General features: G+C 59.1%; 17 protein-coding genes. 10 read left to right on the forward strand and 7 right to left on the reverse strand.

Annotation, left to right across the window (positions count from 1 at the left end):
- From Q1M54_RS09610 to Q1M54_RS09625, 4 genes are all read left to right on the forward strand, one after another.
- A partial coding sequence (locus Q1M54_RS09610; protein ID WP_300556662.1) for an amidase family protein occupies positions 1-364 on the forward strand: 364 nt, incomplete at its 5' end.
- 132 nt (positions 365-496) lie between these two features.
- On the forward strand, positions 497-1,438 hold the full coding sequence (locus Q1M54_RS09615; RefSeq protein ID WP_300556664.1) for a M23 family metallopeptidase: 942 nt from the start codon (positions 497-499) through the stop codon (positions 1,436-1,438).
- A 34-nt stretch (positions 1,439-1,472) separates the two neighbouring features.
- Positions 1,473-1,928: a polymer-forming cytoskeletal protein gene (locus tag Q1M54_RS09620; protein WP_300556666.1), complete on the forward strand. Its 456-nt coding sequence runs from the start codon at positions 1,473-1,475 to the stop codon at positions 1,926-1,928.
- Between the two features lie 46 nt (positions 1,929-1,974).
- Complete coding sequence (locus Q1M54_RS09625; protein WP_300556668.1) at positions 1,975-2,739, forward strand: type III pantothenate kinase; 765 nt, start codon at positions 1,975-1,977, stop codon at positions 2,737-2,739.
- Between the two features lie 3 nt (positions 2,740-2,742).
- Here the strand turns inward: Q1M54_RS09625 and Q1M54_RS09630 are convergent, their stop codons facing one another.
- Together Q1M54_RS09630 and Q1M54_RS09635 are read right to left on the reverse strand one after the other, a co-directional pair.
- The gene (locus tag Q1M54_RS09630; RefSeq protein ID WP_300556670.1) at positions 2,743-3,411 is read right to left on the reverse strand and encodes a TetR/AcrR family transcriptional regulator; all 669 of its coding nucleotides are present in this window, start codon (positions 3,409-3,411) and stop codon (positions 2,743-2,745) included.
- Between the two features lie 22 nt (positions 3,412-3,433).
- Positions 3,434-3,889 (reverse strand): phasin family protein, encoded by a 456-nt coding sequence (locus tag Q1M54_RS09635; RefSeq protein ID WP_300556672.1) that lies wholly within the window; start codon positions 3,887-3,889, stop codon positions 3,434-3,436.
- Positions 3,890-4,084: 195 nt separating this feature from the next.
- Between Q1M54_RS09635 and rfbB the strand changes: the two genes are divergently transcribed.
- The 6 genes from rfbB (at position 4,085) to Q1M54_RS09665 (ending at position 8,402) form a co-directional block, all read left to right on the forward strand.
- Entirely contained in the window at positions 4,085-5,155 is a 1,071-nt protein-coding gene (gene rfbB / locus Q1M54_RS09640) for a dTDP-glucose 4,6-dehydratase (RefSeq protein ID WP_300556673.1), read from the forward strand.
- Positions 5,152-6,042, forward strand: a complete 891-nt coding sequence (gene rfbD, locus Q1M54_RS09645; RefSeq protein ID WP_300556675.1) for a dTDP-4-dehydrorhamnose reductase — start codon at positions 5,152-5,154, stop codon at positions 6,040-6,042. Before rfbB ends, rfbD begins: the two co-directional genes overlap by 4 nt.
- A gap of 82 nt (positions 6,043-6,124) precedes the next feature.
- A complete protein-coding gene (gene argB / locus Q1M54_RS09650) occupies positions 6,125-7,036 on the forward strand; it encodes an acetylglutamate kinase (protein WP_300556676.1) in 912 nt (303 codons plus the stop codon).
- 42 nt (positions 7,037-7,078) lie between these two features.
- Positions 7,079-7,702: a nucleoid occlusion factor SlmA gene (gene slmA, locus Q1M54_RS09655; RefSeq protein ID WP_300556678.1), complete on the forward strand. Its 624-nt coding sequence runs from the start codon at positions 7,079-7,081 to the stop codon at positions 7,700-7,702.
- A gap of 65 nt (positions 7,703-7,767) precedes the next feature.
- On the forward strand, positions 7,768-8,010 hold the full coding sequence (locus Q1M54_RS09660) for an AbrB/MazE/SpoVT family DNA-binding domain-containing protein (protein WP_300556680.1): 243 nt from the start codon (positions 7,768-7,770) through the stop codon (positions 8,008-8,010).
- The gene (locus Q1M54_RS09665; RefSeq protein ID WP_300556682.1) at positions 8,007-8,402 is read left to right on the forward strand and encodes a type II toxin-antitoxin system VapC family toxin; all 396 of its coding nucleotides are present in this window, start codon (positions 8,007-8,009) and stop codon (positions 8,400-8,402) included. Before Q1M54_RS09660 ends, Q1M54_RS09665 begins: the two co-directional genes overlap by 4 nt.
- Positions 8,403-8,731: 329 nt before the next feature.
- On the opposite strand, the gene Q1M54_RS09670 is transcribed toward Q1M54_RS09665, so the two are convergent.
- The 5 genes from Q1M54_RS09670 to Q1M54_RS09690 form a co-directional block, all read right to left on the reverse strand.
- Positions 8,732-9,598 (reverse strand): alpha/beta hydrolase, encoded by an 867-nt coding sequence (locus Q1M54_RS09670; protein WP_300556684.1) that lies wholly within the window; start codon positions 9,596-9,598, stop codon positions 8,732-8,734.
- Positions 9,599-9,779: 181 nt separating this feature from the next.
- On the reverse strand, positions 9,780-11,000 hold the full coding sequence (gene manD / locus Q1M54_RS09675) for a D-mannonate dehydratase ManD (RefSeq protein ID WP_300556686.1): 1,221 nt from the start codon (positions 10,998-11,000) through the stop codon (positions 9,780-9,782).
- A 16-nt stretch (positions 11,001-11,016) separates the two neighbouring features.
- The gene (locus Q1M54_RS09680; protein WP_300556688.1) at positions 11,017-12,435 is read right to left on the reverse strand and encodes a mannitol dehydrogenase family protein; all 1,419 of its coding nucleotides are present in this window, start codon (positions 12,433-12,435) and stop codon (positions 11,017-11,019) included.
- A 50-nt stretch (positions 12,436-12,485) separates the two neighbouring features.
- Positions 12,486-13,538 (reverse strand): malate/lactate/ureidoglycolate dehydrogenase, encoded by a 1,053-nt coding sequence (locus Q1M54_RS09685; protein ID WP_300556690.1) that lies wholly within the window; start codon positions 13,536-13,538, stop codon positions 12,486-12,488.
- Positions 13,539-13,588: 50 nt separating this feature from the next.
- The gene (locus tag Q1M54_RS09690; protein WP_300556692.1) at positions 13,589-15,115 is read right to left on the reverse strand and encodes an altronate dehydratase family protein; all 1,527 of its coding nucleotides are present in this window, start codon (positions 15,113-15,115) and stop codon (positions 13,589-13,591) included.
- Positions 15,116-15,121: the final 6 nt, after the last annotated feature.

Raw genomic sequence — 15,121 nt, forward strand, 5'->3', positions numbered from 1 at the left:
CGCCCAACTGACCGCCTTGCAAGTGCAGCAATTGAACCAGCGACGCGGAGTATTGGGCTCGCACATGCGCCAGTTCATGCAGCGCTACGACCTTTTGGTCACGCCCTCGGTGTCGATTCCGGCTTTTGAGGCGCGCCCGGCGGGTTCGGTGCCGATGGACCCAGTCAGCATGCTGGGCTGGACGCCTTTCAGTTACCCCTTCAACCTGACCCAGCAACCTGCCATCACGGTGCCTTGCGGCCTGACCCGAAGCGGCTTGCCCATGGGCCTGCAGATCGTGGGCCCGATGTTTGGCGATGCCTTGGTGTTGCGTGCTGCGCGTGCCTACGAGTCGGTGCAGCCTGTCGTGCGTCCCAAGCTCTGAAGTGGCTCCTCTCTTGCCTTGAATGCTCTACCCGGTATTGCCCTGTTGGCTGCGAGCTAATCTTTTGGTGTAATAGCCGGTTCACCCTAGATTCAAGCGCTTGGGTGCATATCGCATTCATGTGGGGAAGCCATGCAATTGATTTGGGTCTCAGGGCCTGCCGCCAAAGTGGTCACTGTGTCCATCACCACCCGCACGGTGTTGACGGCCGTTGCGGCGGTGTCCGGTTTTTTGGTGCTGTTGGGTTTTGTGTTCAATTTGATCGGCTTGCGGGTGGCAGTGGAATACGTGCCCGAATTGGCCCATCGCATGGGCGGCGTCACCAGCCACAGTGAGCAGCAAAAAATCGAAGCCGATTACCGGGGCAAACTCGACGAACTGAACCAACAGCTGGCCCGCGTTACCGACCGCATGTCGCAATTGGAGCAGATCAAAAACAAGGCACTCGGACGCTTGGGGCTTGAAAAACTCTTGTCTTTTTCCTCTTCGGTGCAAACCGATGGTTGGCTCGGCCGGGGTGGCCCCATGAACTTGTTGCCTCTGTGGCGCTCCAACGACGACGCCCTTGGTACCCAGATCGACCAGTCCTTGCAAAAAGCACAGCGCTTTGACCAAGCCATGCAGGAGATGCAAAACCGTTGGCAGAAAGACCTGGGCCGCATCGACTTGTTGCCCACCTTGCTCCCCATTGCGGGTGATTTTGCCGTCACCAGTGGTTTTGGCTTTCGGGTCGATCCCTTGTCACGTTTGCCCAGCATGCATGAAGGCATTGACTTTGTGGCACCCGTTGGCACCCCGGTGTTGTCCACCGCACCCGGCGTCGTGCTGGTGGCTGAATATTCGGGGGCCTACGGCAAGATGGTGGACATCCAGCATGCAGAAGGGTTTGTGACCCGCTATGCACACCTGCAGGCCATTCATGTGCAAGCCGGGCAAATCATTGCGCCGCACCAAACCGTGGGCACTTTGGGCAACACGGGTCGCTCCACCGGCCCGCATCTTCATTACGAAGTCATCTTCAATGGGCGAGCCCTGCACCCTGTCAAGGCATTGGCCGCCTGGAGCCGCTCCTGAAACGGCGCAAATTCATCGACAAAAGGAGACTCCCATGTTCGGATCCAAAAAGAACAACCTCACACCCCTTGTCATGGGGCAGGAAAAGTTTGACACCCTGATTGGCCGCAACGCCGAGATACATGGTTGCCTGAAGTTGCACGAAAGCGTGCGGATTGACGGCAAGGTCGTGGGCAACATCGAGGCGCCCAAAGACAGCGCCATCTCGGTGGTGATTGGCACCACCGGTGAGATCCATGGCGATGTGATCGCCAGTCGAATCATTGTGGCTGGCAAAGTATCGGGTAATTTGCATGGCTTTGAGCGGGTGGAGCTCATGGCCAGCGCACTGGTGCAAGGCGATATCAAGTACGCCTCCATGGCCGTCGAACATGGGGCTCGTTTGCTGGGCTTGATGCTCCAGGTCGATACCCACGAGACAGGCGCGGGCATCGACCGCGATGCCAAGGCGGTGATTCGGAAAGCCAAAACCACTGGCCAGGCTGAGTGAGCACCAGCCGGGGAAGTCAGCCGCTAAAAATCATTATCATCAGCGGATGACATTTTTAGCCATCGACGTGGGCAACACGCGCCTGAAGTGGGCGCTGTACGACAGACCCAACCCCAGCGGGCAATTAATGGCGCAAGGCGCCGAATTTTTGGAAAACATTGACCGCTTGTCCGATGGCGCATGGGCTGAACTGCCCAAACCCGATCACATGCTGGGCTGCGTGGTAGCGGGTGACGCCATCAAGCGCCGCGTGCAAGAGCAAATGGACATCTGGGACTTTACCCCTCAATGGGTGGTGCCCAGTGCCCAAGAGGCGGGCCTGACCAATGGCTACGACCACCCCTCGCGTTTGGGGGCTGACCGCTGGGTGGCCATGGTGGGTGCTCGCCAACGGATGTTGGCCCAAGGTCCGGCGCGTCCTTTGGTGGTGGTCATGGTGGGCACAGCCGTCACAGTCGAGGCGATCGATGCCGAGGGTCGTTTTTTAGGAGGCCTGATTTTGCCCGGCCACGGCATCATGCTGCGAGCGCTGGAGTCCGGCACGGCCGGGTTGCATGTGCCCACCGGCGAGGTCACGCCTTTTCCCACCAACACCAGCGACGCCTTGACCAGTGGCGGCACCTATGCGATTGCGGGGGCCTGTGAACGCATGGTGCAGCACCTGCGCGCGCGCACTGGGCAAGAGCCCCTGTGCGTCATGACCGGCGGCGCGGGTTGGAAAATGGCGCCCAGCATGTCTGTGCAGTTCGAATTGGTGGACAACCTGATCTTTGATGGTCTGCTGGCGTTGGCCGCTCAGCGCTTTAACTGAGCATCAGTCTTGATGGGGCGTGTTGTAGGCCGCAGTCAAGGCCTGCAAATGGCTTTGTAAGTCGGTGTTGGCCATGTGCGGTGTCAGCAGGGCCAGCACATGTTGCGCACCCCGTGTCAGGGCCAGTCCGGCATTGGCAGGCTCCATCGCCTGACGTGGGTTGCGCACGTATTCATAACTCAACCAATAGGTCACCATCACCGACATGCTGGCCGACAAGGTCTCGATGTTGTCTGGGCTCAAGCGCATGAGTCCGGCCGCAGCCAATGACTCGAGCATCTGCCGAAAGGCGCGAGTCTTGCGTTCCAAGACCGCATGGAAATGCGTTTCCAAGTGGCGATTGCCAGACAGAAGGTTGTTCAGGTCCCGGTACAAAAACCGGTGGCTCCAGACCTGTTCAAACAGCGAGTGCAAAAAGAACCAGGTGTCCTCCACATCCTTCACATCAGGGGCAGCCTCCAGCAAACCCAACATGCTTGTTTCGTACTGGTCAAACAAGTGGTTGACCAAGGCATCTTTGGATGCAAAGTGGTAGTACAAATTGCCGGGGCTGATGCCCAGCTCGGCCGATATCAAAGTGGTCGACACATTGGGTTCGCCAAACCGGTTAAAGAGCTCCAGCGTCACCTCGGCGATGCGCTCTGCGGTTCGGCGGGGGGCTTTCTTGGCCATGTTTGCGGTTTGACGTGGGGCCTCAAGCCGACCGGCTGCGAGGCTTTTTGGCGGCTGCGGCAGGTTTGCTGCCTTGCAAGCTGGCCAGCTGAGCTTCAAGTTGTGCCACTCGCTCGGTCAACATCTGCATGTCCAAAAGCGAAGGCATGCCCAAACGATGCAAGGCTTTGGCCACTCGGTCTTCAAACAAGTGCTCCAGTTTGTCCACACGCCCGGTGGCCTGCTGGCCAAAATCACTGGCCATATGACTCAGGCGCTCGGTGGCTTCCTGAAGGCGTTGCTGGGCCTCGGCCTGGCTTTTGCGTTGAAACGCCAGCCCATCGTTCAGCAAAGTTTCGATGGCTTTGCTGCCTTGCTCTTGGGCTTTGGCCATGGCTCCGAGGCCTGCCAGCCAGACCTGCTGAGCGGGTGGCGTGTGGGCTTCGCTGGCGGATGAGGGTTTGGCGGTTTTGCGCTTTGAAGAGTCTGAGGTGGCCATGGTTGCGTCCTGAACAAGCCATCACTTTAACCGCTGCCTGTGACCATGCAACACCTCAGTGCCCTGCTGGCTGGTTCACGTGGAATGCAAAGTGGCGTGCCATGCAAAGAACAAGGCAAAGAGCAAGGCGCATTGCTCCTAAAATCATGTGAATCTGGCGCGGCCCCTCGTTGCGCCTTAACCCTCCTTCATCTCATGACCCTTTTGGTAACCGGCGGCGCGGGTTTTATTGGCGCCAACTTTGTGCTGGATTGGCTCGCTGCCAACGATGAGCCGATCGTCAACCTCGACAAACTGACCTACGCGGGCAACCCCGAAACCTTGGCCAGCTTGCAAGGCGATGTGCGTCATCAGTTGGTGCAGGGCGACATTGGCGACAGCGCCCTGGTCAGTCGCCTGCTGGCCGAACACCAGCCTCGTGCGGTGGTCAACTTCGCGGCCGAAAGCCATGTGGACCGTTCCATCCACGGCCCGGGCGAGTTCATCCAGACCAACATCGTGGGCACCTTCAACCTGCTCGAAGCAGTGCGGGGCTTTTGGGGCGACTTGCCCGAGACTGAAAAATTGGCTTTCCGGTTTTTGCATGTGTCAACCGACGAGGTTTATGGCTCTTTGGCCCAGGGCGATCCGGCTTTCTCCGAAACCCACCGCTACGAGCCCAACAGCCCCTACAGCGCCAGCAAGGCCGCCAGCGACCATTTGGTCCGTGCCTGGCACCACACCTATGGTTTGCCGGTGCTCACCACCAACTGCAGCAACAACTACGGGCCCTACCATTTCCCCGAAAAACTCATACCGCTCATGATCGTGAGCGCTTTGGCGGGCAAGCCCTTGCCTGTGTATGGCGACGGCATGCAGATTCGCGACTGGCTTTACGTCAAAGACCATTGCAGCGCGATTCGCCGCGTGCTCGAAGCCGGTCGCTTGGGCGAGGTGTACAACGTGGGCGGTTGGAACGAGAAGCCCAACATCGAGATCGTGCAGACCATCTGCCAACTGCTGGACGAGATGCGCCCCAAAGCCGACGGCGGCACTTACGCCAGCCAGATCACTTACGTGACCGACCGCCCCGGCCATGACCGCCGCTACGCCATCGATGCCCGCAAACTCGAAGCCGAGCTGGGCTGGAAGCCCGCCGAAACGTTTGAGACCGGCATCCGCAAAACCGTGGAATGGTATCTGGCCAACCCCGATTGGGTGAGCCATGTGCAAAGCGGCGCTTACCGCGAGTGGGTGAACACAAACTACGCAGAGCGCCAAACATGAAGATCTTGCTGTTGGGGAAAAACGGCCAAGTTGGGTGGGAGCTGCAACGCAGTTTGGCCCCCTTGGGCGAGGTGTTGGCGCTGGATCGGCGCAGCGCCGACTTTTGCGGTGACCTGAGCCAGCCCGAGCGCTTGGCGCAAACGGTGTTGGCCTTCCGGCCTGATGTCATCGTCAATGCCGCAGCCCACACCGCCGTGGACAAAGCCGAGAGCGAGCCTGATTTGGCCCGCTGCCTCAATGCCACCGCGCCCGCTGCGCTGGCGCAGGCGGCTGCTCAAGTGGGCGCTTTGCTCGTGCACTATTCCACCGATTACGTCTTCAACGGCGAAGGCGAAAAGCCTTGGCAAGAAGCTGACGCTACGGGCCCCTTGAGTGTTTATGGCCAAAGCAAACTCGAGGGTGAACAAGCGATCGTGTCCAGCGGCTGCAAGCACCTGATTTTTCGCACCAGCTGGGTCTACGCGGCGCGAGGCGGCAACTTTGCCAAAACCATGCTGCGCCTGGCCGCCGAGCGCGAGCGCCTCACGGTGATCGATGACCAACACGGTGCCCCCACAGGTGCGGACCTGATTGCCGATGTCACCGCGCACGCCATTCGCCATGCGCTCCAACAACCTGCCTTGTCAGGCGTTTTCCACTTGGTGGCTTCGGGTGAAACCAGCTGGCACGGTTATGCCAGCCATGTGATTGCACAGGCCCGCATCCTTCGGCCCGAGCTGGCCCTGAAAGTCAGCGAGATCGCCCCCGTACCCACCGCTTCATTCCCAACGCCTGCAAAGCGCCCACTCAATTCCCGCCTGCAAACAGGCAAGCTGCAACAGGCCTTTGGGGTGGTGTTGCCCCCATGGCAAGTCGGAGTCAACCGGCTGTTGGCCGAGATCCTCTGATCGGCTTTTGGCTTGCGGCACAATCGTTGGTACTCACTCTCTTTGTTATCTGCCTCATCACGCTTTGTTGAAGTTCATCACCATGACCGACACCTCCACACCTGCCGCCACTGGCCTGGCTGTTGCACCGCATGACCAGGCCCAAATTCTGGCGCAGGCCATGCCCTACATCCGTAAATACCACGGCAAAACCTTGGTCATCAAGTACGGCGGCAACGCCATGACCGACCCCGCTTTGCAGCAAGCTTTTGCCGAAGATGTGGTGTTGCTCAAGTTGGTGGGCATGAACCCGGTGGTGGTGCACGGTGGCGGCCCGCAAATTGAAACCGCCCTCAAGCGCTTGGGTAAAAGCGGTGAATTCATCCAAGGCATGCGCGTGACCGATGCCGAGACCATGGAGGTCGTGGAGTGGGTGCTGGGTGGCGAGGTGCAGCAAGACATTGTGGGCATGATCAACCGCGCAGGCGGCAAGGCCGTGGGCCTGACAGGCCGCGACGGCGGTTTGATCCGCGCCAAAAAACTGCGTTTGGTGGATGCCCAAGATCCCAACAAAGAACACGACGTGGGCCAAGTCGGTGAGATCGAAAGCATTGACCCGGCCATTCTGAAGTGCCTGCAAGACGACGCTTTTATTCCGGTGGTCAGCCCCATTGGTTTTGGCGTCAACAACGAGAGCTACAACATCAACGCCGACGTGGTCGCCGCCAAATTGGCCACCGTGCTGCAAGCCGAAAAACTGCTCATGCTCACCAACATCCGTGGCGTGCTTGACAAAGAAGGACAGCTGCTGACCGAACTGACGCCCAGCCGCATCGACGAGCTGTGCGCCGATGGCACCATCAGCGGCGGCATGATCCCCAAGATTGCGGGCGCCTTAGACGCGGCCAAGAGCGGCGTGAACGCTGTGCACATCATTGATGGCCGCGTGCCCCACGCCATGCTGCTCGAAGTCTTGTCTGAGCAAGCCTTTGGCACCATGATCCGCAGCCGCTAAAGCCGGCTTTGCCAAAGCCCCGCACCTGACTCAGAGGACAACATGAGCGACACCCGCCCAGACCACGCAGACGATTCCGAAGAAGAAGCATCTCCAGCACGCAAGCGACCCCGCCCTGGCGAGCGCCGTTTACAAATTCTGCAAACACTGGCCGCCATGCTGGAGAAGCCTGGCTCCGAGCGCATCACCACCGCAGGCCTGGCCGCCCAAATTGGCGTGAGTGAAGCGGCTTTGTACCGCCACTTTGCCAGCAAGGCCCAAATGTTCGAAGGCTTGATTGACTTCGTGGACCAGTCCGTCATGGGCTTGATCCGTCAAGTCACCGACCGCGAACCCGCAGGCCCTCAGCAAGCCGGACGCATCGTGGCTTTGCTGCTCCAATTTGCCGAAAAGAACCCCGGCATGAGCCGTGTCATGAATGGCGAGGCGCTTGCCTTTGAGCACGAGCGATTGCAAGAGCGCATCAATTTGCTGTTTGACAAGATCGAAGCGCAGTTGCGCCAATCTCTCAAAGGGATCGAATCGGCCACGCCGACAGCAGACCTGCATGTCACGGCGTCTTTGCTGGTGGCCTTCATGCAAGGCCGTTTGCAGCGCTTTGCCCGTTCGGGCTTCAAGCGCTTGCCCTCAGAGCATTTGCAGGCGGCTTTGGGACGGATCTTGTAAACACGTTTTGTGTTGACTTTGGGTTATCCTTACTTTAAGGTAAGGTGAAGCAGGAGGTATTCAACATGACAACCGCTACGCTCACAAGCAAAGGACAGATCACCATCCCCGCCAATGTTCGTCACGACCTGAAGGTCGATGCAGGTGATCGTGTCGAATTTATCCTGATCGCACCGGGTCGGTATGAATTTGTGGCCGCTACACAGAACGTCACCGAGCTCAAAGGCATGTTCGGTAAACCGACGAAAAAGATTTCAATCGATGACATGAACAAGGCCGTTGCTCAGCGCGGAGCGGCTGCACGATGATTGGACTGGATACCAATGTTCTTGTGCGCTACATCATGCAAGATGACGCCAAGCAATCACCCAAGGCCACGGCACTGATCGAGTCTTTGGATTCAGAACAACCCGGCTTCATCACTTTGGTTTCTGTGGTGGAGTTGTATTGGGTGCTGACATCTTGCTATGGCCTGAGTGGTCAGCAAGTGAAACAGGCATTGGAAGCGCTGCTCCGTACCAAGCAAATCATCGTGGACCGTGCTGACCAAGTGCTGCGCGCCTTGCGAGTTTTTGATGCGGGCAAGGCGGATCTCGCGGATTGCTTGATCGAACGCACAGCCGAATCGGAAGGCTGCAAGCAGACCATGACTTTTGACGCAGGTGCCGCCAAGCATGCTGGGATGACGCTGATTCGTTGAAAGATTTTCTGTCATGTTGCGCAAGACAGATCAAGGACAGCTTCAGGCGGCGGATTCAACCGGTCGATGCCACCCGTAGCGAACAATCGAGGCCGCAATGAAAAGCAGCCTTTGAATTGCTCGCTGTAATTTCATGAAAATCAAATAATTTGGGATAGATATTGGATTAGCAGTGCCTAAAGGTCAGAAGGACATCCAGTGATCATGATGCCTCTCTTGATCTCTCACTGCTTCCCGCCAGATACCCATTCAATAATGTGTTGGTTCACCAGCTTCGGATCTTCAAGTTGCATGAAATGTCCGACCTGATCCAGAACCCTGACCTCAAGCTATGGGCAAGTGTTTCGAGCCTCTTGAGCCAATTCGACGCCAATGCAGCCATCATTTTTGCCATGCAAATAAAGTGTTGGCTGGATCAAGGGCTCAAGACCTTTTGTCTCTAACGCGTTGTACGTTTCTATCTTTTTTCCATTGCCCAAAGAGGCGCGATAGTATCCAAGTGCTGCTTTGAGATGGCTGGGACTCGAGACGCATTTTTTGAAATTTTCGAGGTCATCTTTTGATTTGAAACCGGGAGACCAATCCTCCCACAGCATCTCAATGAGCGCGTAATCGTTCGCTGGGATGGCTATTTCCGCCAATGCAGACTGAAAATAAAACATGTACCAACTTCGTTTAATTTGAGCAAGATTTCCATCCAATGCTTTGCGCAAAATAAGTACGGGGGGGACCGACATGGCAACCACCCTATGCCATCGTTGAGGTGCGTTGGCCGCAGCAGTCAGAGCCGTGGAAGCACCCCAATCGTGGCCAATCAGAACCGCATTTTCATCACCACCCAGCGCTTCATGCAATGCATTGACATCAGCTGCACGTGCGCCAGTTTGGTAACAGTCATCGGGGGCAAGTGAAGTGGGCGCATAGCCCCGGGTAAATGGTGCGATGGCTCTAAAGCCCGCTTTAGCTAGTGCTGGCATCAAGAATCGCCAAGTGTGGGCAGAGTCTGGAAATCCGTGGACACACAAAGCGATAGGACCAGAACCACACTCAAGGTAAGAAAAATGGATGCCATTGGCATCAATTTGATTGAGCTGAATTTGTTGTTTCATAGGGTCATTTTGAGGAGGTGCCAGCGCCAACAAATAGGTGTCAACCCGTAAATCCGTAATTTGAGTTTCATTTCTTTGAATACCCATGGCTTGTTTGAAGCCGGAGCAAAAACTATGATTCCCAATATAGCCAAAGAATGTTAAGCAGCGATGGCAGACATTGACGCTTTGATACCGAGTGAAACAGATTGGCCGACAGCAGAGGATTAGCTGCTTTATGCGGACGACTTCTTTCGCTGCACACCAGACCCCGGATAGTCAAAGGCCCTCACCAGCTCCACAAGGTCCCATCATGCTGCAGCCGGTTCACCGGCAGATAAGCCCTTTGGTACGGGTACTTGGCCGCCAGCTTCTCGTCGATGTCCACCCCATGGCCGGGGGATTCGCCGCAGTGCATCATTCCGCGCTCAAAGCGGTAGTCGTGTGGGAAGACCGACAACATTTCTTCGCTGTGCGGCATGAACTCTTGCACGCCAAAGTTGGGCACCCAGGTGTCAAAGTGCAGGGCCGCACCCATGCACACCGGTGACAAGTCGGTGGCACCGTGGCAGCCGGTGCGCACTTGGTACAGGCTCGCCAAGTCGGCGATGCGACGCAGGTGCGTGATGCCGCCCGCGTGGACCACGGTGGTGCGGATGTAGTCGATCAGCTGTTTCTCGATCAGCGTCTTGCAGTCCCAAATGCTGTTGAAAATCTCACCCACCGCAATCGGTGTGGTGGTGTGGTGGCGTATCCACTGGAAAGCATCTTGGTTTTCGGCAGGTGTCGGGTCTTCCATCCAGAACATTCGCACGGGCTCCAGCGCTTTGCCCAACTGGCCCGCCTCAATGGGGGTTAGGCGGTGGTGTACGTCGTGCAGCAAATGGATGTCGGGGCCTACGGCTTCGCGCACAGCTTCAAACAGGCCGGGCGTGTGGCGCAAATACTTGTCGGTGCTCCAGTCGTGTTCGCTCGGCAGGTTCCCATCAGCGGGTTCGTACAGGCGGTTCGCACTGTTCACACCATTCACGCCATAGACCTTGTTCAGCCCAGGCACGCCGCTTTGGGCGCGTATGGCCAAATAGCCTTCTTCCTTGTGGCGCAAGACTTCGTCCACCGTCTCGGCGGTGTCGCGGCCGTTGGCATGGCCATAGACCATCACGCCCGTGCGGCTGCGCCCGCCCAAGAGCTGATACAGCGGCATGTTCGCCATCTTGGCCTTGATGTCCCACAGGGCGGTGTCCACGGCGGCAATCGCGCTCATGGTCACCGGGCCGCGCCGCCAGTAAGCGCCTTTGTAGAGGTATTGCCAAATGTCCTCAATCTGCTGCGGGTCGCGACCGATCAGACAGGGGATCACATGGTCTTCGAGGTAGCTGACCACGGCCAACTCGCGGCCATTGAGTGTGGCGTCGCCCACGCCGTAGACGCCTTGGTCGGTCTCGATCTTCAGCGTGACAAAGTTGCGGCCGGGGCTGCAGACGATGACACGGGCGGCGGTGATTTTCATGGGGCGTATCCCGTGTTCAGATTTCTTGTTGCAGCAGTTGCTGGATGGCTGCATCCACACCGTGTTGCAAAACCTGTTGGTGCCAGTGTGTCACGCTGGCTGTCCAGGTGGTGTTGTCTGGCAGTGCCTTGCCCCAAAGGTCTTCTCGGGCCAACAGAGCGCGCACGCAGGCCTCGGGCTCGGTGCGTTGCGCGGCGCCCAGGGCTGTGAGGATCTCGGCTTGCGGGTCGTTCAGGCTGTAAGCCTGACCTTGTTCGTCCACGCCCAGCGTGTAGCGCAAAAAAACAGCGGCGGCCAGCGCGTGGTGTTCAAATGAAGCGCCTTGCGTGATTTGCCCCAGCACCGAGGGTGGCCAGCGTTGCGGAATTTTTTGCGAGCTGTCGGTGGCGATCTGGTGCACGCCGTGCTTGAGGTAAGGGTTGCCAAAGCGGGCAATCAGTGCGTCCCGGTAGTCGGCCCAGTCGCTTCGGGCCAAGTGCGGTGCGACTTCGCGGCTCATCAGGCGGTGCACGAAACTGCGGATGTGTGGCTCACCGATGCAGCTCGCAATGAAAGGCCTGCCGGTGACTGCGCCCATAAGTGCCATGGCCGAGTGGCTGCCGTTGAGCATGCGCAGCTTGGCTTCTTCGTAGCTGTGCACATAGGGCGTGACGCGCACGCCCGCGCTTTGAAGCAGGGCGGCATCCAGCGGGTCGGCAAAGCGGTCTTCGATCACCCATTCCCAAAAGCCCTCGGTGCTCAGCGTTGCGTCGTCACGCAGACCCAGCGCCTGACTGGCGGCGGCCAGCACTTCGGCGGTGGCAGCAGGCACGATGCGGTCAACCATGCTGCATGGAAAGGCGCAGTGCGTGTCGATCCAGCTCAGCAAATCCGCGCCTTGCGGCGTGGTGTCTTGGGTGGCGATCTCGCCTTTCACCAAAGCCAGCAGCCTGTGGCCATTGCCTTGCAGGTTGTCGCACGATGCCACCGTGATGCCCGGCAAACCTGCGAGCTGCCGCAGGCGCAAACCGTCAAGCAGCAGCTGGGCCAAGGCCGGTGTATAGCCTTTTTCGGTGACGGTGAGGGTGACCCAGCGGGTACTGGGTGCGGCAATGGCTTGAACCACGTCGTCGCGCTCAGTGGCGGCCACATGCATGCGCCAAAGCGCGCCAGGCACATGCCACTGCACTCCTTGATCATCGGCGACACGCACGGCGTACAGGCCATCTTGCGCACGCAAGGCGTTGACCAAATCAGGCCGTGTCATGCCCACCCCGTGGATGCCCCAGCGCGTATCGCCTGCGCTCAGCAGTCGGTCAAAAACCATGGCCTGGTGCGCCCGGTGAAAGGCGCCCAGCCCCAGGTGCACCACACCAGGCGCATGGCGGCGGCGGTCGTAAGTGGGCGTGTGGATGTCAGCCGGCAGCGATGCCAGGTTCAGAGCGCACAGGTGCATGGGTGTCAGAGGAGTGGGCTCCCAAGCGGGAAGTTGGGGTCAGACAATGCTCAACGCCCTGCCAGCTTTTTCTCAGATGCCTCGATTTCGGCCCAGGTGGCGTCGTCGATCCAGATGCCGGTTTGCTCGCGCTCAGCGCGTGCAGTGCGTTCGGGCTCGCCCGCCAGCTTCACGCCGTCGCTGCCCGGAGCATCGGGGCTTTGGCGCAACCAGTCGGCAAAAGCCAGGGCTTCTTGCTCGAACAGGGCTTGAGTGCCCAGACGCACGGGGTCGATCAGCATGGTCAGCATGCCGTTGAGCACGGCGCGTTGGTGGTCCGCTTCGCGGTGCCAGGTGCCGCTTCCGGTGAGCGCGCCGCCCAGCAGTTCGCAGGCCATGGCCATGCCAAAACCCTTGTGGTCGCCAAAGGTCATGAGCGCACCAAACAAACCGTTGGACTGCGGCACCACCACCACGCCGGGGTCGGTGGTCGGGTGGCCGTGTTCGTCGATCAAATAACCCGGCGGCACTTGCTCGCCTTTGTTGTGCGCCACGCGCATCTTGCCCTGCGCCACGCGGCTGGTGGCAAAGTCCAGCACAAAGGGGGCACTGCTGCCCATGGGCACACCGATACAGCAAGGGTTGGTGCCAAAGCGGCCGTCACCCCCGCCAAAGGGGGCCACCACCGGGCGCGAGAGCACGTTCACAAAGTGCACCGATACGAGGCCTTGCGCCACGGCCATTTCGGCAAAGTGACCGATGCGGCCCAAGTGGTGCGATCGGCTGAGCGCCACGGTACACACGCCGTGCTGTTTGGCGCGCTCAATGCCCATCTGCATGGCCTGCACGCCGGTGATTTGTCCGTAGCCACGCTGGCCGTCCAGATTCAAAAGGGGCCCGGTGTCCAGCAGCACTTTCACACCGGTGTTGGGTGACAGGCCGCCCTCGAGCACTGCGTCCACATAGCGCGGCACCATGCCCACCCCGTGCGAGTCGTGCCCGCTCAGGTTGGCCATGACCAGGTTGTCGGCCACTTGCGCGGCTTCAGCAGGCAGGCTGCCCGCTTGTTCAATGATGCGGGTGACCTTGGTGCGCAGGTCGTGGGCAGAAATGGTGTGGCTCATATGCTGTTTAATTGGTTGGGGACAGCGCTAAAGATCTGTCCCGAAAGTCATTACATGACCGCGCCAACTTGCCATGGCACAAACTCGTTTTGGCCATAACCGTGGCGTTCGCTCTTGGTGGGTTCGCCCGAAGCAGCGGCCAAAATCATCTCGAAGATGCGCTGGCCCATTTCGGCAATGCTCACTCCGCCGTCCACGATCTCACCGCAGTTCAGGTCCATGTCTTCTTCCTGCTTTTTCCAAAGCGCCGAGTTGGTCGAGAACTTCAGGCTGGGCGAGGGCGCGCAGCCATAAGCGCTGCCACGCCCGGTGGTGAAGCAGATCAGGTTGGCCCCGCCCGCCACTTGGCCCGTGGCGCTCACGGGGTCATAGCCGGGGGTGTCCATGTAAACAAAGCCTTTGGCCGTGACCGGCTCGGCGTATTCATAGACCGCTTGCAGGTTGCTGGTGCCGCCTTTGGCCACAGCCCCCAAAGATTTCTCCAGGATAGTCGTCAGGCCGCCCGCCTTGTTGCCGGGTGAGGGGTTGTTGTTCATCTCGCCGCCGTTGATGGCGGTGTAGTTTTCCCACCAGCGGATGCGCTCGATCAGTTTGTGCGCCACCTCAGGCTTCACTGCACGGCGCGTGAGCAAGTGCTCGGCGCCATAAATCTCAGGCGTCTCGCTCAGAATGGCGGTGCCGCCGTGCTGCACCAGCAGATCCACCGCCGCACCCAGCGCCGGGTTGGCGCTGATGCCCGAATAACCATCTGAGCCGCCGCATTGCAGACCCACGGTGATGTGTTCGGCACTGCAAGGCTCGCGCTTGATCGCGTTGGCGCGGGGCAGCATTTCTGCAATCAGCTGGATGCCTTTTTCCACCGTCAAACGTGTGCCGCCCGTGTCCTGGATATTGAAGACCTTGAGTGTGTCGCCCTCGCGCAAGCTGCTGTGTGCCAGCCAGGTGTTGAGCTGGTTGGTTTCGCAGCCCAGACCCACCACCACCACACCCCAAAAGTTGGCGTGCGTGGCATAGCCGGCCAAGGTGCGCTCAAGCAATTGCATGCCCATGCCCTCGTTGTCCATGCCGCAGCCAGTGCCGTGCGTCAAAGCGACCACGCCGTCCACATTCGGGAAGTTGGCGAGTGCTGCGGGGTTGTTGCGTTTGGAAAAATGGTCGGCAATGGCGCGTGCGGCGGTGGCCGAACAGTTGACGCTCGACAACACACCGATGTAGTTGCGTGTGGCCACGCGGCCGTCCGAACGCTTGTAGCCCATGAAGGTGGCTTGTTGGCGCGCAGGCTCGGGTTTGACGTCTTGCCCGATGGCGTAGTCACGTTCAAAGTTGCCTTTTTCAGCGCCCATGTTCAAGTTGTGCGTGTGCACATGCTCTCCGGGCGCGATGGGCTGATGCGCAAAGCCAATGATCTGGTTGTAGCGGCGAACTGGCTCGCCCACGGCGATGGCGCGGGTGGCGATTTTGTGGCCTGGCGGGATCAGGCCGCGCACGGCCACGCCGTCCACAGTGCTCCCGCTCATCAGTTGGGCGCGAGCAATGACAACATCGTCGGCGGGGTGCAGTCGAATGAATGAACTCATGGCAAG

The organism is Limnohabitans sp. Rim8 (assembly GCF_943326455.1).
In the GTDB taxonomy this organism is placed as follows: domain Bacteria; phylum Pseudomonadota; class Gammaproteobacteria; order Burkholderiales; family Burkholderiaceae_C; genus Limnohabitans_A.